This is a genomic window from Labilibaculum euxinicum (assembly GCF_963678175.1).
Taxonomy (GTDB): Bacteria; Bacteroidota; Bacteroidia; order Bacteroidales; family Marinifilaceae; genus Labilibaculum; species Labilibaculum euxinus.
Genome location: NZ_OY782756.1, coordinates 3589931 through 3612928, shown reverse-complemented (window position 1 = coordinate 3612928; position 22998 = coordinate 3589931). Strand labels below are relative to the sequence as shown.

The following is a 22998-nucleotide window of genomic DNA, read 5'->3' as shown; positions in this document are numbered from 1 at the left end:
AATTTAAATCTTTATGTCTTAGTCTGGTTTTATCCACAATAAGTTTCTTGAATTTTGCTCAATTGGCAACAGATAGTTTGCCCAATATGGCTCGTCCAAAAATAGGACTTGTTTTAAGCGGTGGTGGTGCAAAAGGATTTGCTCATGTTGGTGTTCTTAAGGTTATTGACGAATTAGGTATACCAATAGACTATATCGCGGGCACTAGTATGGGAGGCCTTATAGGTGGTTTTTATGCAATTGGATATTCCGCTGTTGATATTGAGAAAATGATCTTGAGTCAGAATTGGGAAAATCTCCTCTCAGATAATGTGTCGCGAAAATTTGTACCTATTTATGAGAAAAAGGATTTTGAAAGATATATCCTTTCATTTCCGATTAAACCGAAAGGAATTCAATTGCCTAGTGGTATTGTTGGGGGGCAAAACGTGATCAATTTATTTGAACGGTTAACGATAGAATACCATGATCAGACGGATTTTAATAAATTACCCATTCCTTTTTTATGTATTGCTACTGATTTGGAAACAGGGAAGGCTGTAGTTTTGGATAAGGGTTATCTGCCTCTGGCTATGCGCGCCAGTATGGCTATTCCAACCTTTTTCTCTCCGGTAGAGATAGATGGCAAATTATTAGCTGATGGGGGAATGATTAATAATTTTCCGGTAAAGGAATTAATTAATATGGGCGCCGATATTATTATTGGAGTAGATGTACAGTCTGGTGTTAAGTCCAAAAAAGAATTAAAGTCTATTTTGGATATAATGAATCAGACGGTTTCATTAATGGCATTGAATAATTTTAAAGACAATCTGAAATACTGCGATATCTATATTAAACCTAAAATAGATGAATACACGGTTGGGAGTTTTCAGGATGCGGATTCATTAATTCATAGAGGAGAAGCAATTGCACAAACATTTATTCCAACTTTACTCGATTTAAAGAAGAAATATAATCTGGAAAAGAAAAAAATGAAAACATATGTGCCTCCATGTGATTCATCCACTTATTTTATTAAGGATATGGAGGTTAATGGGTTAAATGAAGTGAGTTATTCGTTGTTGTATGGTAAGCTGAATTTGGAGATGAACAGTAATGTTAGTTTATACAAATTACAGGATGGGATTAATCGTGTGTATGGCAGCCGGTACTTCGATCGTGTAGATTTTCAAATGAAAGGAGAGAAAGAAAAGACTCTTATTGTAAATGTGAAGGAGCGAACCACCAAGAGATTTAATGTTGGACTTCATTACGATAGCGATAATAATGCTGCCGTATTACTAAATACAACATTTCGGAATAAACTAAAAAGTGGATCCCGTTTATCGTTTGATTTAAAACTAGCAGAAAATCCGAGATTTAAAACGACTTATACTGTTGATAATGGTTTGAAGCCGGGCTTGAATGTGGAAGCTGAATTTAATGATTCTCAGGTAGATGCTTTTGAGGATGGTAAAAAACTTGCAAGTTATGACTTTAACTATCTGAAATTGGATGTAAATACACATTCTATATTTCGGGAATCATATTCTGTTGGATTAGGTGGCAAGTTGGAATACTACAATATTAATTCAGAATTCAGGACTTTTGATTTAGTGGATACCCGGGATGAAGATTATTACTTTACCTATTACGCGTTTTTAAATCTGGACTCCCATGATAAGGCTTATTATCCAAAGACGGGAATGAGTCTTTATGGAGAATATAAATTAGTAACAAATAACGGATTTAAACTTGATGGTATGAACCGACCAGCGTCGGTAGCTTATCTTAAATTTCAAAAGGCAATTAGTGTAAGTTCTGCATTTACGGTTTATCCAAAATTTTATGGAAGGGTTGTATGGGGTAAAAATATACCTAATTTTTATATGTCTTATACCGGAGGAATCGATCAAACAGATTATTTTGATATTCAAATGCCTTTTGTCGGTTTGGAACGTATGGAGTTGGCTTCAGTAAATTCTTTTGTTTTCCGGGCCGATTTTCAGTATGAATTATTTCGGAATAATTATTTAATTCTGAAAACCAATGCCGGTAAATTGGTTGAAGATGTTAATAATGTATTAACAAAGGGTGAATGGATTAGAGGAATAGGATTAACATATTCGTACAATAGTTTAATTGGCCCGATAGAATTTTCGTTGATGTATTCTGATAAGAAAAATGGTATTTCAAACTATGTGAATTTAGGCTTTTGGTTTTAATCGATTCTTGGCTCTAATTTATTCCTGACTGGTAAACCTGATTTTATGAATAAAAGTATTTTGTTTTTAGCGGTTCTTTTTTGCAGTACTTCAATTGAAGTGTTCGGTCAGAATATGGGTGATACTTTAAAGTGCAGCTGGAATCCTGGAATAATAGGAACGGGTCCGGTTCGTGGTCTGGAAATGTCTTATCAAACAAATACAAATTATAACATCCGATCGTCTTCAGATGTATATGGAAACGGGAAATCTGAAATTGATTACAATCGTGTTTTTACGGCAAAGTTACACTTTCCGATATTTCTTAATCAGAAATTGAAAATTGCAGGTAGTATAGAGTATAGTGATGAAGAATTCCATTTTGATGATATTCCAGTCAATAATTACTCTTTGTATAAAAGTCTGAATGATAAAAACCTAAAGAGTGTTGGAGGCAGTCTCTATCTTACTGCTCAGTTAAAAAGGAATATGTTTTTCATGTTTCGTTTCAATGCCAGGTTAAAAGGTGATTACTGGAAAGAACACATTGGTGATGTGAGTAAATATACTTTTCTGAAAATGGAGATGTCGCCTATAATTGGGTGGAAAGTGAATTCTAAAAAATCATGGGGTGTTGGTTTGGCTTATTCCTATACTTTTGGCGACCCATTGCTGTTTCCTGTTTTTGTTTACAATCATTCTTTTGCTGATAAATGGGGTGTTGAAGCTTTACTTCCTGCCAGGATTAAATTGCGGTATCAACCATCAAAACTTTGTTTTATCAATGCAAAAGCAAGATTGCAGGGGGGTAGTTACAGCATTCATTTTAACGATCCCGAATTGAATGATTTTAAGACATTGGAATTAAGAAGAGCTGATTTGAACTTTTCACTGGAAATAGAAAAGGGAATTGCAGACTGGTTGTGGACTTCTTTTGAATGTGGTTACCGAACCAATATTAATTTTGATGTTACCAACAGTAATCATGGATTTAGTCTGTCTGGAAGCAAATTGACCAATAAGAACAGTATCATAGATTCATCCGTTGGAGGAGGAGTTTTTTACAATTTCTCGGTATTTATCGTGCCCTCAAAAACACTTCTGAAACGTCTTGGTTTAAAATAAGGGAATATAGAAAACTAAAGGGCGGCATTCTTTCTGCCTGGTCTAAAATTAGTAAAAATACCGCCCTTATCGTTTAGTTTAGTTCATTCGAAAATATCGATGGTGCGATATCTCTTAAATTATATCTGGATGCCATTGCTTCTCCATAAGCACCGGCGGTGCGAATTGCAATTAAATCGTTTCTTTTTGTAGCCGGCAAGCTGACTAATTTACCAAAGCAATCGGATGATTCACAAATAGGTCCAACCACATCATAATTTTCAGTTTCACCATTCGAACTTAAGTTTTCGATTTTGTGATAAGCCTGATAAAGAGCCGGGCGCAGCAATTCAGTCATGCCGGCATCTAAAATTGCAAATTTGGTTTTCACACCATTTTTAACGTATAAAACTTTGGAAATTAAGCTGCCGCATTGTGCTACCATTGATCTTCCCAGTTCGAAATGAAGTTCCTGATTTGGTTCCAGATCTAGAAACTCATCGAAAATGCCGAAAAAGGTCACAAAATCAGGGATCGGATTTTGATCAGGATGCTTGTAGTCCACTCCAAAACCACCGCCAACATTAATATGATCAACAAAAATTTGCCGGTCGGAAAACCACTGCTTAATTTCATTGATGCGAAGACATAAGCCTTTGAACACACTCAAATCGGTAATTTGAGATCCAATGTGAAAGTGCAGGCCAATTAACTCTATGTTTTTATAGGATGCAAGACCTTCCAGGACACTGTCAAATTCCCATCGGCTGATACCAAATTTATTCTCTTCAACCCCTGTTGTGATGTAATGATGCGTATTTGCATTAACATTTGGGTTGATACGAATTGCAATTTTTGCAATCTTATTGGCTTTTTCTGCCATTTCATTAATCAATTCCATTTCGGGAATCGATTCGCAGTTGAAACAGAAAATGTCTGAATCAAGTGCGGTTTGAATTTCCTGATCGGATTTTCCAACACCGGCATATACAATTTTATTCGGTGGATATCCTGATTCCAAAGATCTCTTTATTTCATTTCCACTTACGCAATCGGCACCAAATCCATACGACTGAATTTTGGTCATAATTTTCGGATTGGCATTTGCTTTTACTGCATAATGAATATGATATCCATATTTGGATGACTCTCTTTTAACAATCTCCAAAGTGTTTTGAAGAATCTCCATATCGTAATAGTAGAATGGAGTAGGTATGTTTGAGAATTCGTTGATTCTTGAGCTGTTAAACATGATAAAAAAATTGTGGAAACAACAACTAAAATAAATGACTACTTAATGCCTGAAGGGCTGCAACTTTATTCTTCTGATCTACCAAAACGGAAATATTGTGTTTACTGCCTCCGTAGGAAATCATTCGCAATGGAATAGATTCAAGTGCTTCCAGTACCTTTTTAGCACTGCCTGCTGATTCGGATATAAAATCACCAACAATACAAATTATCGATTGATCCTGATCTATCTCTACAATACCAAACTTCAATAATTCCGATTCTATTTCAGAGAGATGAGTATCATCATCTATTGTGAGCGAAATGGCTACCTCCGAGGTTGTAATCATATCAATTGGAGTCTTGTATATCTCGAATATCTCGAACACTTTACGCAAAAAGCCATAAGCTAACAGCATCCTTCCCGATTTAATTTTTACTGCCGTAATCCCATCTTTTGCAGCAACTGCCTTAATTCCTTTTCCAACTAAATCGTCGGTAATTAGAGTTCCTTCGTCCGATGGACTCAGTGTGTTTTTTAAACGAACAGGAATACTAAATTGCTTGCATGGCATGATGCTTGAAGGGTGCATAATTTTAGCACCAAAATAAGCAAGCTCGGCAGCTTCGTCAAAAGACAATTGTTTAAGAGCTCTGGTATTTTCAACAAAGCGGGGATCGTTATTGTGAAAACCATCTATATCGGTCCATATCTGAACCTCGTCCGATTGTAGGGCAGCACCAATTAAAGAGGCAGAATAATCGCTTCCTCCACGCTTTAAGTTGTCAATTTCTCCATATGTATTTCTACAGATAAAGCCCTGAGTAATAAAAAGTTTATGGTTAGGATATTGAGCGAGTTCACGTTCCAGATTTTCTTTGATATAGTATGAATCAGGTTCTCCGTCCTTATCAATCCGCATGAAATTAAGTGCAGGAAGAAATATCGATTCAACACCAATTTCAGTCAAATAGTAATGAAAAAATGCAGTCGAAATTAATTCACCTTGTGCAAGAATTGCTTTTTCCTGCAGAGCTGTAAAACTGCGGTAAACAAAATTGCGGATGTAATTAAAATGAGATGTGATTAGCTCATTTCCTTTGTCTTTTCCATTTTTGCTTGTGAATAGTTCCTCAATTCGCACTCTGTATTTTGCTTCCAGCTCTGTGATTTTCTCATCAGCTTGTTCCATCTCCCGTTTATACAGAAGATCAGCTATCTCAACAAGAGAATTTGTTGTTCCGGCCATGGCTGACAGAACTATGATTCTGGATTCATCACTTTGAACCAGTTGTGCAAGATTTTTAATTCTTTCGGGCGATCCTACCGAGGTACCACCAAATTTTAAAACTTTCATTGATTAATATTTTAGTTTTGCCATTTCTTTCGGAAATGGATGATATTTAAGCTAAAAACAATACTTTCAGCTTGTGGTTCTTTTATTTTCCTCAAAAAAAGCCTGCAGAATTTCTGCAGGCTTATATCTCTTATCCGATAGCTTCACATCAATTCACATCACATAACGTCAAAAACGTTTATTGCGTTTATAATGCTTCTTGTATTTTAATGCAATTGCCATCATTTATTTCTTTTTTTTATTTGACGGGGTAAAGTTGTGTAAAATTATTTATTAATCCAATTGAAATTATTCAATTTGTTAAAATATTAACTAATAAAGAAATAATTACACTAAAATAAGATCCCATTCCAGCCCCAGAAACCTCTGGGAACATCCATAAATTCAATATAAACCCGGTCTTTTGCTATCTCTAACTTTTCGGCAGCCAAACAAGCAAACTTATTGGATAGATCTTTTGTTTTTGTATCCGGCAAGCCAATACTTTTTAATTGCAGAAACAGAGAAGGCTCTTCACTTCCGCCAAGAGTCATTTCAACTTTTGGTGCAAATGCAGTCATTACATATTTCTCAGGTTTACTTAATTCTATCGATATTAAAGTTGAGCATTCTTTTAGGAAAATTTGTTGTTCTTTGCTTGAAAAGCTCTTGTTTGTCTGAACTTTTAAATAAGGCATAGCTAAAAGTTTTAAGATTAAAATTCTTCATGAATAATAACTGATGAGCACTAATTTATCAAGAAAAAATACTTGGTTAGAACGCTTAAGTTATTATTAAATAAGAGAACTACAAAATTAGGGAAATGCTTTTCTATTTTTTTTGCAGCTCTTTTTCAGCACTTTCGACTACTTTTTTAGAGTTTCCTACAAAAATTTTCTTTCCAATAATTATAACTGGTCTTTTTAAAAATGTGTACTCGTTCAATATATAATTTTTGTATTCTTCTTCGCTTAGATTTTTCTCTTTTAAATTGAGCTCTTTGTATTTAATTGCCCTTCGGCTGAACAAGCTCTCGTAACTGCCGGATAATCCGGCCATCAGATTTAGTTGTTCTTCAGTTATCTTTTCTGTTTTTATATCCTGTAGTATAAAACCGGCATCCGGATTTAGTTCTTTAATTATTCTCTTACAAGTTGAACAACTTGATAGATGGTATATTTTTCTCATAGTCCTTGTTTATATTGTTACTGATTTGTGTTATTGGTAATAATCTGAATTATTTCTTCTGCCTGCTTTAGGTTTTTACTTTGCATTTGTAAGGCAAAGTATTTTGTGGAATAAGTCGTTTTTACTCCCTGCCATACTTCTTTAATTTCTTTTTTCTCAATTAAATCTTTACACATACTAAAAGGCAATAAACACAATCCATTGTTGTGCTGAATGGCATCGAGGATAGCATTCAAATTAGGGATCACGTATCTTGGTCTGAAATAAGGATGTTTCTTAAAATTATCAGCCCAAAATGATTTTATGGTTTCCATTTTGTGGGAATAAGAATACCAATCTTGCTCGGAGAGCCACTTTTCGGCTTCATCCATCTTTCTTTCATATACTAATTGATTAAAAGGAATGGTATCTAAATTTTTACTGCTGATAAGAAGTAATTCTTCTTTGCAGAATGGAGCGTATCTTATATCCTTATAATTACTTTGATCTGTGGTGATGAGTAAGTCAAGTTGTTTTCGAAACAATTTATCCTGTAATTCTTCTGTTTCACCAAAAAGAAATTCTACATCCATTTCAAGTTGGTTTAAAATTGGGGCAAAGGCATAGTGGAATACTTCCAAGTACATTCCAACCTTTATTTTAGGCCTGTTTAATAGTGTTTTTCTCTTAAAATTCTCTTCGGTTTTTTCAAGTTGAATAATTGCTTCTTCAATCTGATTATACAATTGAATTCCATTGGGGGTAGGAAGCATTCTTCGTGGTTTTCGCTCAAACAGCTTAACTCCCATATAAGCTTCCAGCGAAGATAGTTGCTGACTAACACCAGGTTGGGTAATCAGCAGACTTTCTGCAGCGCCGGTTAAGGTGCCGCGTTCATAGATTGCTTTAAAGGTTCGGTACCATTCCAGATTCAACATATGATATAAATTATTTTATATAAATGTATAAAAAGAATAACTTTTTTTATAGAAGAACAGACTTTAACTTTGTCTAAATAATAAATAAGAACCATGAGTAGAGTTTTATTCGCAGTAACCAGCCATTTTAAAGATGCTTCCGGTTGGGAATCTGGTTGCTATGTGTTGGAAGTTGCAGTTCCGTATTTTTATTTGGTGAAAAACGGAGTGGAAATTGATTTTGTTTCTCCTAAAGGTGGAGCTGTTCCTGCAAAGCAATGTGATTTGGATGCCGCTAAAGTGAAATCTTTTTTTGCAGATAAAATGGCAAGTGAAAAATTTTACTCTTCAAAAGTTCCTGAGGAAATTGACTCAAATGACTATGATGCGATTTATTTTCCGGGAGGACATGGCGTTGTTTTTGATTTGCCAAATTGTGAAAAAATTGCAAAAATAGCAGGAGAAATCTACGATAAAGGCGGGGTTGTCTGTGCGGTTTGTCATGGTGGAGCAGGATTACTCAATGTAAAGTTAGCCGATGGTTCTTTCTTGATTGATGGCAAAAACCTGACTGCTTTTAGCAATAAAGAAGAGGAAGCAATAGGAATGGATCAGAAAGTGCCTTTTCTATTAGAGACAGCCTTGGTTGAAAAGGGCGCAAATTATTCTTGCGCTGCAAATTGGCAGCAATATGTGGTGGTTGACGGCAGATTAATCACAGGACAAAACCCTGCTTCTGACCTAGAAATGGCGAAAGAACTGGTGAAATTATTAAAGGAAAAAAATAGATTAACTAATACAACAAAATAAGATGGAAAATTTTGATTTTTACAATCCGGTAAACATTCTTTTTGGAAAAGGAAAAATTGCGGAAATAAACAAGCACATTTCTAAAGATGCTAAGATTTTAATGACTTATGGTGGTGGCAGCATTAAGAAAAATGGTGTTTACGATCAGGTTGTGGATGCCTTAAAAGGTTATGAGATTATCGAATTTGGTGGGATTGAACCTAATCCTCATTTCGAGACTTTAATGAAGGCTGTTGAAATAGTGAAATCTGAAAAGATCGATTTTCTTCTTGCAGTAGGTGGTGGATCTGTTTTGGATGGAACAAAATTTATTGCGGCTGCAACCTACTTTGAAGGCGATGCATGGGATATTTTGGCTAAGCGGGCGCCAATTACCAAGGCTGTTGAGTTAGGTGCAGTTTTAACTTTGGCTGCAACAGGTTCCGAAATGAATAATGGAGGTGTTGTTACAAAAGCTGCAACAAAGGAAAAAAAGGCATTTGGAAATCCATTGCTGTTTCCAAAATTTTCAGTTTTAGACCCTGAAACAACTTATTCATTGCCGAAGAGACAAGTCACTAATGGCATTGTAGATGCCTATGTTCACGTAATGGAGCAATATCTCACTTATCCGGTAAATTCTCCTGTTCAGGATCGTTTTGCAGAGGGAATACTTCTCACTTTGTTGGAAGAAGGACCAAAAGCCTTGGCTTCGGATACTCCTGATTATGAGAACAGAGCTAATTTAATGTGGGCAGCTACTATGGCTTTAAATGGTTTAATTGGAATGGGTGTGAAAAGCGACTGGGCAACGCATATGATTGGTCATGAGCTGACTGCTTTTCATGGTATTGATCATGCCGTGACTTTGGCTATTGTTTTGCCGGGATTACTGACTCAATTAAAAGAAAAGAGAAGTGAAAAATTGCTTCAGTATGCCGAAAGGGTTTGGAACATTACCGAAGGTTCTGATGAGGAGAAAAAGGCTCTCGCAATTGATAAAACAGAGGCATTCTTCAATCAGGTTGGAATTAAAACCCGTTTGAGCGAACACAATGTGGGACAAGATAGTATTGATGTTATTGCCAGTCGTTTCGAAGAAAGAGGTTTTGTTGGCATGCTTCCTGATGTTGAGGTAAAGGATGTTGCTGAAATTCTTGTATCTAGATTATAATAACTTCATATAATTCACATTGTATGGTTTAAAGCAATATTACAAATATGAGTAAGAGGGTGTCCAAAATTAAGGACATCCTCTTTTTGGTTTATAAGTTCAAAAAGATTTTTTTTAGCAGACTACTTCTAATTCAAATTTACAATGATTTAAACAAGTCAAAAATTACTTTAAATCATGAGCGAAAATTTTATTTTTAGAAGAAATCTTGATCTTTCCGGCAATGCTAGTCAAACAGAAGCCTGTTGTACATAAGCCAAATTCAAGGCTTGCACCATTTAATCCTTTCATTGCAAGTCTATTAAACCCCTTATTTTATTTATCCAAATACAGCTTTAGGTTTTTCAGGTCTTTTGCTCCTGTGTTTTAGATCTTTATCATTCATCAGATTCTCTTTGGAGGTTCTAAGTTTGTAATTTATTTCGATGGTTCTGCGGCTATATCTTTGTTTCTAGAAAAAAATGAGATGAGTAAGTTTTAACATGTGAATATTGACAATTGTATGGTTTTTTTATGCGAATGTTGTAAATTAAATGATTAAGTGTGTGTTGTGAATATTGAGACATGTTGAAAGAAAAATAATCTACCGTTAAAATTAAAGGGATAATGGAAACAAATAACTTTGAAAACATCGAAAATTTTATCTTGGAAGAATGTGCAGCAATGGTAAAGTATCTTGCGGGTGAAGGATTATTAATGCCATCAGATGTAACTAAATTAATGAACCAAAATTTAGAAAATGGCAAGAGTCTTAAACTGGAAAATAAAGAGATTTTGGAATTGCACAATCATTTATCGGCAAAAGTATATCCCGCTCAACCAAAAGCAATTAGTCTGCTTTATCGCGAAGCTCAAAAAAAGAGTTTGTTTCGTCTTTTTGGTCCTGTGGGGCTAATAAGACGTTTGATGTTAACTACAATTTTATCTTTGGCTTGTTTTATTATTGTAGGTTTATCACCAAGTGTTAATTCTGATTCTGTTCTAAAGGGAATTTTAGATGATCATGGATGGGAGTTGTTGCTTAATATTATTTTTTTTCTTTCAGCAGCAGCGCTTGGAGCATGTTTTAGCAATCTATTTCAGGCCAATAAATACATCATTCAAGGAAATTATGATCCGAAATATGAAAGTTCATATTGGATTCGTTTTGTTTTAGGACTTATAGCAGGTTTAATGTTGGCCATTTTATTTCCTGATTTGGTAACTTTGGAGACACAACAAAATTCAGATATTCGTTTCTTTACGGTACCTCTAATTGCAATGCTTGGAGGTTTTTCTGCATCTCTTTTCTATCGAATAATGAATAGAATGGTAGTTACTGTTGAAACTTTATTGGTTGGTCAAACTTCTAAAGAGGAAGATGGTAAAACATCTGAAATTAAAAAGAAAGAACAATCAGTTATAGATAAAAAGCAAATTGTAGAAGAATTATTAAGTTTAAAATCACAAGTGAAAGAAGGTGATGTAGATGGAAAAATAAGCAAAACAATTGATAATATTTTAATGAATTGAAAGTTGTTGATTTTTTCAGAAGTTTTATAAAATGAAAAGACTCAGAACCGGGCTACTTGTTGAAGGTTGTAGTTCTGTTTAAAGATAATAATTAAAGTATATATGCGGTTTTTGACTTGAAAATAAGAGAACGCATAATTTAAAAATCAGCATACAATATTGGTTTATATTTTCACATGGATATAGGCATAAATAGTCATCTGTTTTAAAATTGAATATCGCACTAATATGAAGTGTTCAATTTTGAATTGAGATCCATTCCGCTTTGAGTTGAGATCCATTCCGCATCTTTTCAGCTTTTAATGTTATTAAAACATTAATTTTTTTTCATTAATTTTTTATTTGTAAGTCTATGTCGTATGTTTGCGTCATTAGAAATAAGGAGGATTGATATTTGTTAAAACTATGAGGAAATTAGATTTATTCGAAAAAGGCCAACAAGAAATAGCTGCAATTGCAAAAGTAATGTCACATCCGGCACGAATTGCAATTCTGCAGTTTTTAGCTGCAACACCAACTTGTATCTCAGGTGATATTTCTGACTTTCTACCGCTGAGCAGAACTACTGTTTCTCAGCATTTAAAAGACTTAAAACATGCCGGTTTAATAAAGGGAGAAGTAGAAGGCTTAAAAATCAAGTATTGTTTGAACAAAAAAGGGATTGAAAAAATGAAGCAATTATTTGGTGATCTTTTGGAGGAAATAACTCCTGAAGAAGAAAAGAATTGTTCATAAATAAGTAATATAAATCAGAATGGGAAAAGAGCAGACAGAATACTGAGATACACTCATATCTAAGCTTTCGCATCTCATATCTAATTAAGAAATATGAAACGACCTTATAAAAGAGTTGCTCGCAGGAGAGTGAGCGTAACTTGGAAGTTGCATATGACAATTAAAAAACAAATTATAAGCATATGAAAGTATTGGTTTTGTGTACCGGAAATTCATGCAGAAGCCAAATGGGTGAAGCAATTTTACGTGAAATTAACCCTGAATTGGAGGTTGTTTCGGCAGGTACTAAAATTGCAGATCGGGTACATCCTTTGGCAGTGAAAGCTATGGCTGAAATTGGAGTTGATATTAGCTCATTTCGCCCAAAAATGGTGGATGAATTTTTGAAAGATGGAGTTGATTTTTTAATCTCAGTGTGTGGTGGAGCAAAAGATGCTTGTCCTGCATTTACTGGACCAGTAGGAACCCGGTTACACATTGGATTCGACGATCCGGCTTATGCCGAGGGAACTGAAGAAGAAATTTTCAATGTATTTAGAAGAGTACGTGATGAAATCCGCAGGGATTTCGCAAAATTTAATGAGGAATACATCCTAAAAAAAATAAAACATGGGAGCTTTAAATAAAAAATTATCGTTTTTAGACAGATACCTTACCGTATGGATATTTGCGGCGATGGCAATTGGTGTTGGAATGGGGTATTTTTTTCCTGCCATGTCTGGATTTTGGAACAAATTATCGGTTGGAACCACGAATGTTCCAATTGCCATCGGATTGGTGATCATGATGTATCCACCACTTGCAAAAGTAAAATATGAAGAACTAAAGGATGTTTTCAAAAACCGGAAGATATTGATTCTCTCTTTAGTACAGAATTGGATCTTGGGACCCACTTTGATGTTTGCTTTGGCTATTATTTTTCTTCAGGATTATCCGGAATACATGACAGGATTAATTATGATTGGTTTGGCCAGATGTATTGCGATGGTAATTGTTTGGAATGATTTGGCAAAAGGAGATCCTGAATATGCCGCCGGTTTAGTAGCTTTTAACAGCATCTTTCAGGTATTGTTTTTCTCTGCTTATGCCTATGTATTCATCACTGTGCTGCCCGGATATTTTGGCTTACAAAGTTCTGTAGTTGATGTTTCCATGGGAGATATCGCAGAAAGCGTAATGATTTATCTGGGAATTCCATTTTTCGCCGGAATGATTACCCGATACTTCGGAATTAAAGCAAAAGGCAAGGATTGGTATCAGAAGAAATTTATACCTAAAATAAGCCCTCTTACCTTATTTGCCTTGCTGTTTACCATTTTTGTGATGTTCTCGTTAAAAGGAGAATACATTGTTCAGTTGCCATTTGATGTGGTTCGAATCGCGATTCCTTTGGTCATTTATTTTGTGATCATGTTCGTAATTTCCTTCTTTATGGGAAAGAAATTTAAAGCAGGATATGCCAAAACAGCCAGTTTATCTTTTACAGCAGCCAGTAACAATTTTGAATTGGCCATCGCAGTAGCCATTGCCGTTTTTGGTATCAATTCGGGTGTTGCATTTGCCGCAGTTATTGGGCCACTGGTTGAGGTGCCGGTATTGATCGCCTTGGTAAATGTTTCGCTGAGATTAAAAGACAAGTACTTTAAAGGGAAAATAGATGTTGTTAAGTGTGCTGATAATTAATAATTAACAAAATCTTATCAATAAAAAAAAGTCACGGCTCGTATGGAACCGTGACTTTTTTTATGCTTTAATCATATTGAATACAATCGGTAATATTCCTTATATTTGAAATGCAAAAAAACAATTATATGATTAAACCTGGATTGAAAATAGGCATACTCCTTACCCTTATATTGGTTTTGCCTTCCTTGTTTTTCTCTGCATACGAGATCAGTAACATCAATCAAAATGAGGCAGTTATTGATTCTGTCTATTCCAGTCAGTTAGAGTCCATTCTGTTTTCTGTCAATCAGTATTCCGATGATGTGATCAGTGGTTGGGCCAATCAGCTTGATAAAGGAAAATATGGTGTCGAAACAGAAATAAAATTATTGGTGTCTAAAAATTATTCGATAGATGCTTTTTTTCTGATCGATTCTTTAAAACATCAACTCTTCGCGAAAGAAAAAATTCCTGAAGACAGCATCACGATTCTCAAAAGGAATCTGGAAAATGCTTTTACCAATAATGCGGGCAATATTGAAAGATTACAAGAATACATTAAGAGCGGTTATCAGAAAATAGGTGTTCTGGACTTTAACAGGAAAGGAAAAAGTCTGTTTGCGTTTGCAAGAACTGTTGATTCTTTATCCGTGGAAACGCTTTTACTGCTTGTTGATACCGAGAAGTTTATTAAAGAAAATCTGGGGCCTAAAATTCAGGGAATTGCGCAAGATCAGTTTTTTATTTCGGTGATTGATAAAAAGTTGAATACTGAAATTTATTCCAATGTTGTTTTCGATGAAGGTGAAAAGAATATTCAGCAACGCAGACAGATTTGGCTGTTTCCGGCTTACGATTTGGGCATTCAGATGAAAGGAAATACCATTGAGGATTTAGTGCGAGAAAGAACAAATACCAATATAATTATGCTGATTGTGATGGATCTGATTCTTTTGTTGGGCGCCTGGTTAGTTTATCGGAACATCCGACAACAAATGAAGCTGACCCAATTGAAATCGGACTTTATATCTAATGTATCGCACGAAATAAGAACGCCGTTGGCACTGATAAATATGTATTCGGAGACCTTGGAAATGGGACGTCTGCCATCTGAAGAAAAAAAGAAGGAATACTATAAGGTGATTAACACCGAGGCCAACCGTTTATCGAACATGGTGAATAATATCCTCAATTTCAGTAAAATTGAAAGCGGTAAACGGGAATATCATTTTAAGGAAGCGGATATTAATGACGAAATAGAAACAATTCTCGAAAATTACGGACAGCACCTGCATAAAAAGGGCTTTGAAATTAAATTTGAAGCTTTCGATGAGTTACCAAAGCTAATTATTGACAAAGAAGCCGTTTCCGAAGCAATTATCAACTTGATTGATAATGCTGTAAAATACTGTGGCGAGACCAGGAGGATTGAGATTAAATGCCATACCGACTTGGAGTTTGCCTATATAAATGTGATCGATTTTGGAATAGGGATTTCGAAAAAAGATCAGCCCTTGATTTTCGATAAATTCTATAGAGTGAGCTCGGGTGATTTGGCCAATAAGGTAAAAGGCTCGGGAATCGGATTGAGCATTGTAAAGCACATAATGGATGCTCACAACGGGCAGATAACGGTTCAGAGTTCAAAAGAGGGTGGAACTTGTTTCACGCTAAGTTTTCCTCTGAGATAGAAAAATGAAAGATTTGTAATTGTAAACACATGAAACGTCCATGTATAAAGCTTTCTACACACAGAGAGATGATTATATGGTAAGTTTCATCTGACAAAAACTTAAAATTATAAACAGATGAAACCAATATTAATTGTGGAAGACGAGCCCGGCATGTTAATGGGATTGAAAGATAATATGGAGTTTGAGGGATATCAGGTTGATGTTGCCGATGATGGCGAAATTGGACTGGATAAAATCTTAGGAAATGAATACTCTCTGGTGCTTTTGGATGTAATGCTTCCAAAAATTTCTGGATTTGATATTTGTAAACAAGTCCGAAAAAAAGGAATTGCGACTCCAATAATTCTGCTGACAGCAAGAGGCGAGGAGATCGATAAAGTTTTAGGATTGGAGTTTGGCGCTGATGATTACATAACCAAACCATTTAGCTTGCGCGAATTGTTGGCGCGAATACGTGCAGTGTTAAGGCGTACCGAAAACAGGACAGAAAGCAAAGCTAATAATTCAGTTGAAATCGGAAAATTATCAATCAATTTTTCTTCTTTCGAAGGATTTGTCGATCAGCAGGAAGTGAAAATGTCGCACAAAGAAGTTGAGATATTAAACTATTTGTGGGACAACAAGAATACAATTGTTAGTCGTGATGATCTTTTGGATCATATCTGGGGAACGGATTATCAGCCAACATCCCGAACCATTGATAATTTTATATTGAAGCTAAGGCATAAGATTGAGCAGGATCCAAATCATGCAAAAATAATACTAACCGTGCACGGTGTTGGCTATCGTCTGGTGGTTTAGGAAAGTCGAACAGTCTGGAAAAGTCAAAAGGTCTTGAAAAGTCGAAAGGCAAAAGGAATATTTATTGCACTGTGCTTTAGCTCGGTGTTTGTAAAAGTAAAAGGGGAACAAGTTTTGTAAATCAAGCAACAGAGTTGCGTAGTCTTTGTAGAAGAAATGAAATTAATAAAGAAGGTACAGCGTACCTTAATTTAATAGGAATTGTAAATACCTATTGCCGCGTTCTTTAGCTCGGGTTTTGTGAAAATAAAAAGCTGAAAATAAAAATCCCCTTTAGAGAATTTAGGAGTAGTTTTGTAATGGCAAAAGGTCGGTAAATAGAACTATTAGATAGCTTTATCATCTTAAAACACAACTGATGACAATTGATGACATCTTATAACCCGGGGGTGACATAAATGATTTTTCAGCAGCCTAATTTTACCAATAGAAAGTTAAGATAGATGGAATGGTGGGCGTACGACTCCATTCTCTTTTAAAAACTAAAACGATTGGTAACTTAAAAATTAGGATGATGAAAACAATAAGAACAGCATTTTTCGCATTGGTATGTTTACTGTTAGCTGCAAATTTGGGAATGGCAACAACTCCCGATAAACAAAAAATAGAGAAAGAGAAAAGTATTTTACTGGATAAAATCCATAAATCAGTGTCACAAACAAATTTTGCAGATGTAATCGACCCTGGAGAATCTGAATTAATAGTTTTGCGTTGCACAATAAATGAAAACAATAAGGTTGTGGTGAGTAAAGTAATTGGTTTTAATGAAGAACTGAAAAAAGCCGTTCGCAAAACAATGGAGGATTCAAGAATTAAGGCGATTCCCGGTCTGGTTGGTGAAGAATTAGCCCTTAAGGTTAAATTTAAAATGCTGAGATGGTAGACCGGAAGTGTTTGTATAAATTAGAGGAGATAAGAAATGAATAGTATGATCTATAAAAGCCAAATTTTGAAAGGATGTATTCTACTTCTGTTTTTGATTTTTCAAGTGGGTACGATACAATCCGAGAATCTGAAAAGTTTGGTGAACCTGGAAGGGAACTGGAAATTTTCAATTGGGGATGACCCTGCAAGAGCCATCCCTGATTACAATGATTCCGATTGGAAAAATGTATTTGTTCCCAATAGCTGGGAGGATAATGGCTATGAAGATTACAATGGTTTTGCCTGGTATCGTAAAAGTTTTCAAATAAGGGAGGCCTTTAACCGAGAGTACCTTTATTTATACATGGGTTATATTGATGATGTGGATGAGGTGTACCTGAACGGGAAGCTAATAGGCGCATCGGGTAATTTTCCGCCAAGAATGAAAACGGCATACAATATTCCAAGAATGTATCCTGTGCCAACAAATTTGCTTCGTAAAGGAGGCACTAACGTAATTGCAGTGCGGGTTTATGATGGAATTCACAATGGAGGAATCACACAAGGACCAGTTGGTATTTTTATAGATAAAGATCAGGAGAGAATGGATATAGACCTAACGGGCTACTGGGATTTTGAATGCGGAAACTCTGTTGATCAAGGAAATTTAAAGTGTGTAACTTATCGAAAAGGAAAAATATTTGTTCCCGGATTTTGGGAAGCCCGAGGTTATAATGATTTAGACGGGAAAGCCAAATATACTAAAGAATTCAACTATCCATCAGATAGGAGCACTTCAGGAAAAGCATTGATCTTGGGAGTGATTGACGATGAGGATGTAGTGTGGCTGAATGGAGAGAGAATCAAATGGATGGGGTACAAAAGAGGTAGTAATTGGCATGATAATTCGTACCACAGCACTTTTCGGGCCTACGAAATACCAAAGAGCTTACTGAAAAGTAGTGGTGTAAACGTAATAGAGGTGATGGTTAAAGATTATACCGGACCAGGTGGAATTTATCGGGGGCCAATCGGGATTACCGATATCGAACTGGCTGAGGAAATGGTAAAAAGAGAACACAAGAACAACCGATCGAATCTGGAGAAGTTTTTTGATTATTGGTTTGATTAATTACTGCAATAATTTTGGGGCTGTACAATAGCCTAAACTGCTTTGTAAATAGTGCAAATAAAGAAAATATGAATAGAATGGGTGAGCATATAATTCAATGGATGAAGTTTCTGTTTGTAATGATGGTTGTTTGTGTATTTAACAATGAGATTATAGCACAGGATTATCAGAAAGTGGTTGACTTAAACGGTCGTTGGGAATTCTCAATTGGAGACAATCCGAAATGGGCAGATCCTAATTATGATGATTCCAACTGGGAACGGGTTGATGTTCCCTCGGCATGGGAGAATCAGGGATTTCATGGTTACGATGGATTTGCATGGTACAGAACCGGTTTTAGCTATTCGGCATCGCTAAAAGGTCAGAGTCTGTTTCTTAAATTGGGAAATATTGATGATGTGGATGAAGTTTTTGTGAATGGAATACGAATCGGACAATCGGGCAGTTTTCCTCCCCGTTATTCTACCGCTTACAATTCGAACCGGATGTACAATATTCCTTCGGCCGTTTTGCGAGGTAATAATGTAATAGCTGTTCGTGTTTACGATGATGTAGGAGAAGGAGGCATTGTTCGTGGTGATATCTCTGTTGTAGTAGATCGCGATGCAATACCCGTTGATATTGATTTACAAGGCAAATGGAAGTTTAAAACGGGGCGTTATGCGCATGAAGATCTGCAAAATGCATCCAATTGGGATGATATTATTGTTCCCGGATTTTGGGAGAATCAGGGCTATAAAAATTACGATGGATATGCCTGTTACGTTCTCGATTTTAATGCCAATGATAAGTTTTTGGCAGAGAGAATGGTTCTTGTTTTGGGTAAAATTGATGATCTTGATCAGGTAATTGTAAATGGAGTGTTGGTTGGCCAATCCGGTGAATTTGATCCTTCAACGGTGCAGCATTATTCAAATACTTATAAGCAGTTAAGAGGTTATTATCTGCCTGTAAATCTGATTAAAAAAGGAGCAAACAGAATTGTTGTGCGTGTTTACGACGCCACACAGGGAGGCGGAATCTATACCGGTTCCATTGGCTTAATTTCACAAGATCATTACATCAATTACTGGAACAGCAGAAGAAGACGAAACTAATTATCACCTTTAATTAGAATTTACGCTTGAAGAAGTGAAAGATCTCCTGTAAAAATCAAAAGTCATTTATGTGGAATTAGTAACGAATAACAACAGATAAATGATATGAAGTGCATCGTTCTGAAAAATATGATATTATGGCGAAGAAACAAATAAAACGAATACTCAGAATAGCATTTATTCTTGCAAGCATATCCTCTTTGTGGTTCGTACCATGGATTTTGGTAAAGGCTTGGATTTTGCCACTGCCTGATACGGTTCAGGAACAAGTAAATGAAGCCATTGATCATGGATTTGATGGAATGATTGTTTATGTAGATCAAGCCGGGAAGCCACCGGAATTTTATGCCGCAGGCTGGCATGACCGAAAAAACAAAATTCCTGCCTGCCCGCAGGCATTATTCAAAATTGCCAGCATTACCAAGCTATACATCGCTGTTGCTGTTGCTAAATTAGTCAAAGACGGACGTTTGTCCTTGGATAAAACACTCGCTGATTACTTTCCGGAACTTGCGGGAAGAATTGAAAATGCTGATAAAATTACCTTGAGAATGATGGTGCAGCATCGAAGTGGCATTCCCAATTTTATAGACCATCCTGATTATTGGAAAAAACCGCCCAAAAACAGACAGGAAACACTTGAATACGCACTGGACTTACCCGCAGACTTTGAACCAGGTGAAGATTATGGCTATTCAAATACCAACTATATGTTGATTGAGGATCTTATTGATAAAGTGCTTGGTTATAGTCATCAGCAATATATCAAGGAGGAAATTTTGATTCCTCTCAAACTCAACAATACCTTCGGTTCGCTTCATGATGTGGATATAGATGATGTGATGAGTGGCTATTATGTTGGAGTTGAAGAGGATCTAAAAACAGAATATACAGGTTTAATGCTGGCAACAGCAGAGGATGTGGGTAAATTCTTAAGAGCTTTAAATGATGGTTCAGTGTTTAATGAAGGGGAACAGGAAATTTATTCTTCTATTTACGTGTACGAACATACAGGTCTGCTTGTTGGCTATCAGAGTATTGCCAAATACCACAAAGACATTGATACAGTTGTCATTCAATTTAATAATACAACCAACTTTGATGGATACGACTGGAATTTAGCGGAAATTGTATACAATCGTATTGTAAAAATAGTGAGAAGTAAAAAAAGCTCGTAATAATATATCGAAACAATAATCGAAACAGTTGTAAATTCAACGGCAGCAGTCGGCTTTGTTTTTTTCGTAATGTGAAAGAAAAGTGCCGTGCAATCAGCAACGCAGTATTCAATTTACCCTTAGGCAAAATTTTAGCAGATACGAACAGTTAATGGAATATTTAATCAGACATATTGAAGACTACGCCAAGTTAAGTGAGTATGAAAAAGAAAACATGCTGCTTTTCGTAAAAAAGAGACATTTTGAGAAAAACGAAATAATTTTTAGCGAAGGAAAAATAGCAAATGAAATATACTTTGTAACCAAAGGCTGTGTTCGTTTATTTTATAATGTTGATGGGAAAGACCGGACTGCTTTCTTTTACACCGATGGTCAATTTATTTGTGCAGGAGAGAGTTATACATACAATGTTCCGGCAAGAGAAAATTATCAGGCAATAGAAAAAACTGAGATTTATGTTTTCGATAAAACCAATATTGAAAAATTATTGGAAGTATCTTCAAAATTTGAGTTAATTGCCCGAATTGCCACTGAAAATGAATTGATAGTCTGTCAACGAATTATTGCTTCATTTGTCACAAAATCGGCAGAAGAAAGGTATATTGAACTTTTGGAGACCAATGGGGAATTATTTCAACGTGTTCCGCAGCAATACATCGCTTCTTTTTTAGGCGTTTCACCTGAAACGTTAAGCAGGATAAAAAAAAGAGTATTATCCAAAGGAAATTCTTGACGAACATCAAGAGCAAAAAAATGCTCATTCTATATTTTTGAAAAAAAATAAATTATGGAAAAGCAAAGAATATTATTAGCTGGAGCAACAGGCTATTTGGGGCAATACATAACCAAAAAATTAGTATCAGATGGATATGATACAAGTATTATTGTTCGCGATAAGACAAAAGTTCAATTGGAGCATGATAATTTGAAAATAGTTGAGGCTCAAATAACTAATTCTGAAACACTAAAAGGTATTTGCCGCGATATAGATATTGTAATTAGTGCTGTTGGAATCACCCGTCAAAAAGATGGCCTTACCTATATGGATGTCGATTACCAGGCAAATGCAAACTTAATTGATGAAGCCAAAAAAAGCGGAGTGAAAAAATTCATTTATATATCGGTTTTAAACGGAGAAAAGCTTAGGAACTTAAAAATTTGTGAAGCCAAAGAAAAATTAGGCGATTATTTGAAATCTTCGGGATTGGATTTTTGCATCATCAGACCAAACGGATTTTTCTCTGATATGGGGGATTTTTTAAAAATGGCAAAAGGAGGAAAGGTTTATCTCTTTGGCAATGGGAAACTAAAACTAAATCCGATTCACGGTGAGGATTTAGCAAAAATAGTGGTGGGTGCAATAAGTCAGACAACAAAAGAAATTAATGTTGGAGGTCCCGATATACTTTCACAAAATGAAATTGCAGAATTGGCGCTGAAAGCTTATTCGAAGCCGGTAAAAATCGTCCATCTTTCAGATTGGATAAGAAAATTTGCTCTTTGTGCTGTTCGAGCAGTTACTAACTCAAAAACATACGGGCCTATTGAATTTTTTATGACAGTAATGGGAATGGATATGCAGGCACCACAATACGGGAAGCACAAATTAAAAGACTTTTTTAACGAACAGGTAAATAAAAACTTAGCCTGACATTTTGTGTGAAGAATGGTGTGAAAAGTGCTGAATGTCAATTTTTGCAGTTCGTTCAGATTTCATTGCAGATGGAAGGAAGACGACTGTGCAATCTGCCGTTGTCCGGCCAATTAACCAGACAATGGTATGGTTCTAAACAGAAATTTTAAGCTGATTTTAAGTTTTGCTTAAGCCAATTTAAAAGAGGAAGTACTAATATTTGTATAAACTTTTAAAAACTGAAACGATGTTTACAGCGACACATTTACATGCAATGATTGTTCATTTCCCGGTTGCCTTGGTATTGGTGGCATTTGTATCGGAACTAATTGGACTTATATTTAAGAAACAATTTTATCTTCAGGTTTCGTTTTATATTATAGTATTGGCAGGTTTAGGGGCTGTTGCAGCCTATCTTACAGGCGATGCTGCCGGCGATGGTATGGATGGAGGCTCTTTACAACGGGCACTGGAGGCTCATGAAGAATCTGCAGCCTTTACTCTATGGTTAACCATGGCAGCGGCGGGAGTAAAAATTGTTCTCTATTATATTAAAAATGAAATGCGTTGGCTAAAAATTCTGGCTTTTACTTTATTGTTCGCAGCTGCCGGTAGTGTTGCCCGTACAGGTTATCTGGGCGGTCAGTTGGTGTTTAAACATGCAGCAGGTGTCGAATTAGGTATTGGTAATTTTGATACCTTACAGAACGATGAGGAGGATGATTAGTCCATTTTGGTAGAACGGCTTGATGAAAATGAAGAATAATGTGTAATACTTAAACA

General features: G+C 35.7%; 22 protein-coding genes. 17 read left to right on the top strand and 5 right to left on the bottom strand.

Annotated features, from left to right (window positions below; translation table 11 throughout):
* Positions 1 to 47: 47 nt before the first annotated feature.
* Both ACY0M5_RS14480 and ACY0M5_RS14475 read left to right on the top strand, forming a co-directional pair.
* Positions 48 to 2207, top strand: a complete 2160-nt coding sequence (locus ACY0M5_RS14480) for a patatin-like phospholipase family protein (RefSeq protein ID WP_461629624.1) — start codon at positions 48 to 50, stop codon at positions 2205 to 2207.
* A gap of 45 nt (positions 2208 to 2252) precedes the next feature.
* The gene (locus tag ACY0M5_RS14475) at positions 2253 to 3311 is read left to right on the top strand and encodes a DUF6268 family outer membrane beta-barrel protein (protein WP_124994478.1); all 1059 of its coding nucleotides are present in this window, start codon (positions 2253 to 2255) and stop codon (positions 3309 to 3311) included.
* Between the two features lie 73 nt (positions 3312 to 3384).
* On the opposite strand, the gene lysA is transcribed toward ACY0M5_RS14475, so the two are convergent.
* The 5 genes from lysA to ACY0M5_RS14450 all read right to left on the bottom strand — a co-directional run bounded on the left by lysA (position 3385) and on the right by ACY0M5_RS14450 (position 7962).
* Complete coding sequence (lysA, locus tag ACY0M5_RS14470) at positions 3385 to 4542, bottom strand: diaminopimelate decarboxylase (protein ID WP_461629623.1); 1158 nt, start codon at positions 4540 to 4542, stop codon at positions 3385 to 3387.
* Between the two features lie 25 nt (positions 4543 to 4567).
* Entirely contained in the window at positions 4568 to 5878 is a 1311-nt protein-coding gene (locus ACY0M5_RS14465) for an aspartate kinase (protein WP_124994476.1), read from the bottom strand.
* Between the two features lie 332 nt (positions 5879 to 6210).
* A complete protein-coding gene (locus ACY0M5_RS14460; protein ID WP_124994475.1) occupies positions 6211 to 6555 on the bottom strand; it encodes a phenylpyruvate tautomerase MIF-related protein in 345 nt (114 codons plus the stop codon).
* 133 nt (positions 6556 to 6688) lie between these two features.
* Positions 6689 to 7045, bottom strand: a complete 357-nt coding sequence (locus ACY0M5_RS14455) for an arsenate reductase family protein (protein WP_124994474.1) — start codon at positions 7043 to 7045, stop codon at positions 6689 to 6691.
* A 17-nt stretch (positions 7046 to 7062) separates the two neighbouring features.
* Positions 7063 to 7962: a LysR family transcriptional regulator gene (locus ACY0M5_RS14450; RefSeq protein ID WP_461629622.1), complete on the bottom strand. Its 900-nt coding sequence runs from the start codon at positions 7960 to 7962 to the stop codon at positions 7063 to 7065.
* Positions 7963 to 8055: 93 nt separating this feature from the next.
* Between ACY0M5_RS14450 and ACY0M5_RS14445 the strand changes: the two genes are divergently transcribed.
* The 15 genes from ACY0M5_RS14445 (at position 8056) to ACY0M5_RS14375 (ending at position 22942) form a co-directional block, all read left to right on the top strand.
* On the top strand, positions 8056 to 8751 hold the full coding sequence (locus ACY0M5_RS14445; RefSeq protein WP_124994472.1) for a type 1 glutamine amidotransferase domain-containing protein: 696 nt from the start codon (positions 8056 to 8058) through the stop codon (positions 8749 to 8751).
* A gap of 1 nt (position 8752) precedes the next feature.
* The gene (locus ACY0M5_RS14440) at positions 8753 to 9904 is read left to right on the top strand and encodes an iron-containing alcohol dehydrogenase (RefSeq protein WP_156196631.1); all 1152 of its coding nucleotides are present in this window, start codon (positions 8753 to 8755) and stop codon (positions 9902 to 9904) included.
* A gap of 606 nt (positions 9905 to 10510) precedes the next feature.
* Positions 10511 to 11416, top strand: coding sequence for a hypothetical protein (locus ACY0M5_RS14435; RefSeq protein ID WP_461629621.1), 906 nt, complete (start codon positions 10511 to 10513; stop codon positions 11414 to 11416).
* Positions 11417 to 11821: 405 nt separating this feature from the next.
* Positions 11822 to 12151, top strand: a complete 330-nt coding sequence (locus tag ACY0M5_RS14430) for an ArsR/SmtB family transcription factor (RefSeq protein WP_124994469.1) — start codon at positions 11822 to 11824, stop codon at positions 12149 to 12151.
* 182 nt (positions 12152 to 12333) lie between these two features.
* Positions 12334 to 12777, top strand: a complete 444-nt coding sequence (locus ACY0M5_RS14425; protein WP_124994468.1) for an arsenate reductase ArsC — start codon at positions 12334 to 12336, stop codon at positions 12775 to 12777.
* Positions 12761 to 13834: an ACR3 family arsenite efflux transporter gene (gene arsB / locus ACY0M5_RS14420; RefSeq protein WP_461629620.1), complete on the top strand. Its 1074-nt coding sequence runs from the start codon at positions 12761 to 12763 to the stop codon at positions 13832 to 13834. The genes ACY0M5_RS14425 and arsB overlap by 17 nt, the downstream gene beginning before the upstream one ends.
* 128 nt (positions 13835 to 13962) lie before the next feature.
* Positions 13963 to 15507, top strand: a complete 1545-nt coding sequence (locus ACY0M5_RS14415) for a sensor histidine kinase (protein ID WP_156196633.1) — start codon at positions 13963 to 13965, stop codon at positions 15505 to 15507.
* A gap of 117 nt (positions 15508 to 15624) precedes the next feature.
* Positions 15625 to 16311 (top strand): response regulator transcription factor, encoded by a 687-nt coding sequence (locus ACY0M5_RS14410; RefSeq protein WP_461629619.1) that lies wholly within the window; start codon positions 15625 to 15627, stop codon positions 16309 to 16311.
* 514 nt (positions 16312 to 16825) lie between these two features.
* Positions 16826 to 17194: a hypothetical protein gene (locus ACY0M5_RS14405; protein ID WP_156196634.1), complete on the top strand. Its 369-nt coding sequence runs from the start codon at positions 16826 to 16828 to the stop codon at positions 17192 to 17194.
* Between the two features lie 45 nt (positions 17195 to 17239).
* Positions 17240 to 18307, top strand: a complete 1068-nt coding sequence (locus ACY0M5_RS14400; protein ID WP_461629618.1) for a beta galactosidase jelly roll domain-containing protein — start codon at positions 17240 to 17242, stop codon at positions 18305 to 18307.
* Positions 18308 to 18375: 68 nt separating this feature from the next.
* Positions 18376 to 19404 carry a beta galactosidase jelly roll domain-containing protein gene (locus tag ACY0M5_RS14395; protein WP_461629617.1) on the top strand — a complete coding sequence of 343 codons (1029 nt, stop codon included), beginning with the start codon at positions 18376 to 18378 and terminating at the stop codon, positions 19402 to 19404.
* Between the two features lie 137 nt (positions 19405 to 19541).
* Positions 19542 to 20582: a serine hydrolase domain-containing protein gene (locus tag ACY0M5_RS14390; protein WP_124994461.1), complete on the top strand. Its 1041-nt coding sequence runs from the start codon at positions 19542 to 19544 to the stop codon at positions 20580 to 20582.
* 151 nt (positions 20583 to 20733) lie between these two features.
* Positions 20734 to 21315, top strand: coding sequence for a Crp/Fnr family transcriptional regulator (locus ACY0M5_RS14385; protein ID WP_124994460.1), 582 nt, complete (start codon positions 20734 to 20736; stop codon positions 21313 to 21315).
* Between the two features lie 54 nt (positions 21316 to 21369).
* Complete coding sequence (locus ACY0M5_RS14380; RefSeq protein WP_461629616.1) at positions 21370 to 22233, top strand: SDR family oxidoreductase; 864 nt, start codon at positions 21370 to 21372, stop codon at positions 22231 to 22233.
* Between the two features lie 229 nt (positions 22234 to 22462).
* The gene (locus ACY0M5_RS14375; protein ID WP_101311337.1) at positions 22463 to 22942 is read left to right on the top strand and encodes a DUF2231 domain-containing protein; all 480 of its coding nucleotides are present in this window, start codon (positions 22463 to 22465) and stop codon (positions 22940 to 22942) included.
* The last annotated feature ends 56 nt before the right edge of the window (positions 22943 to 22998 follow it).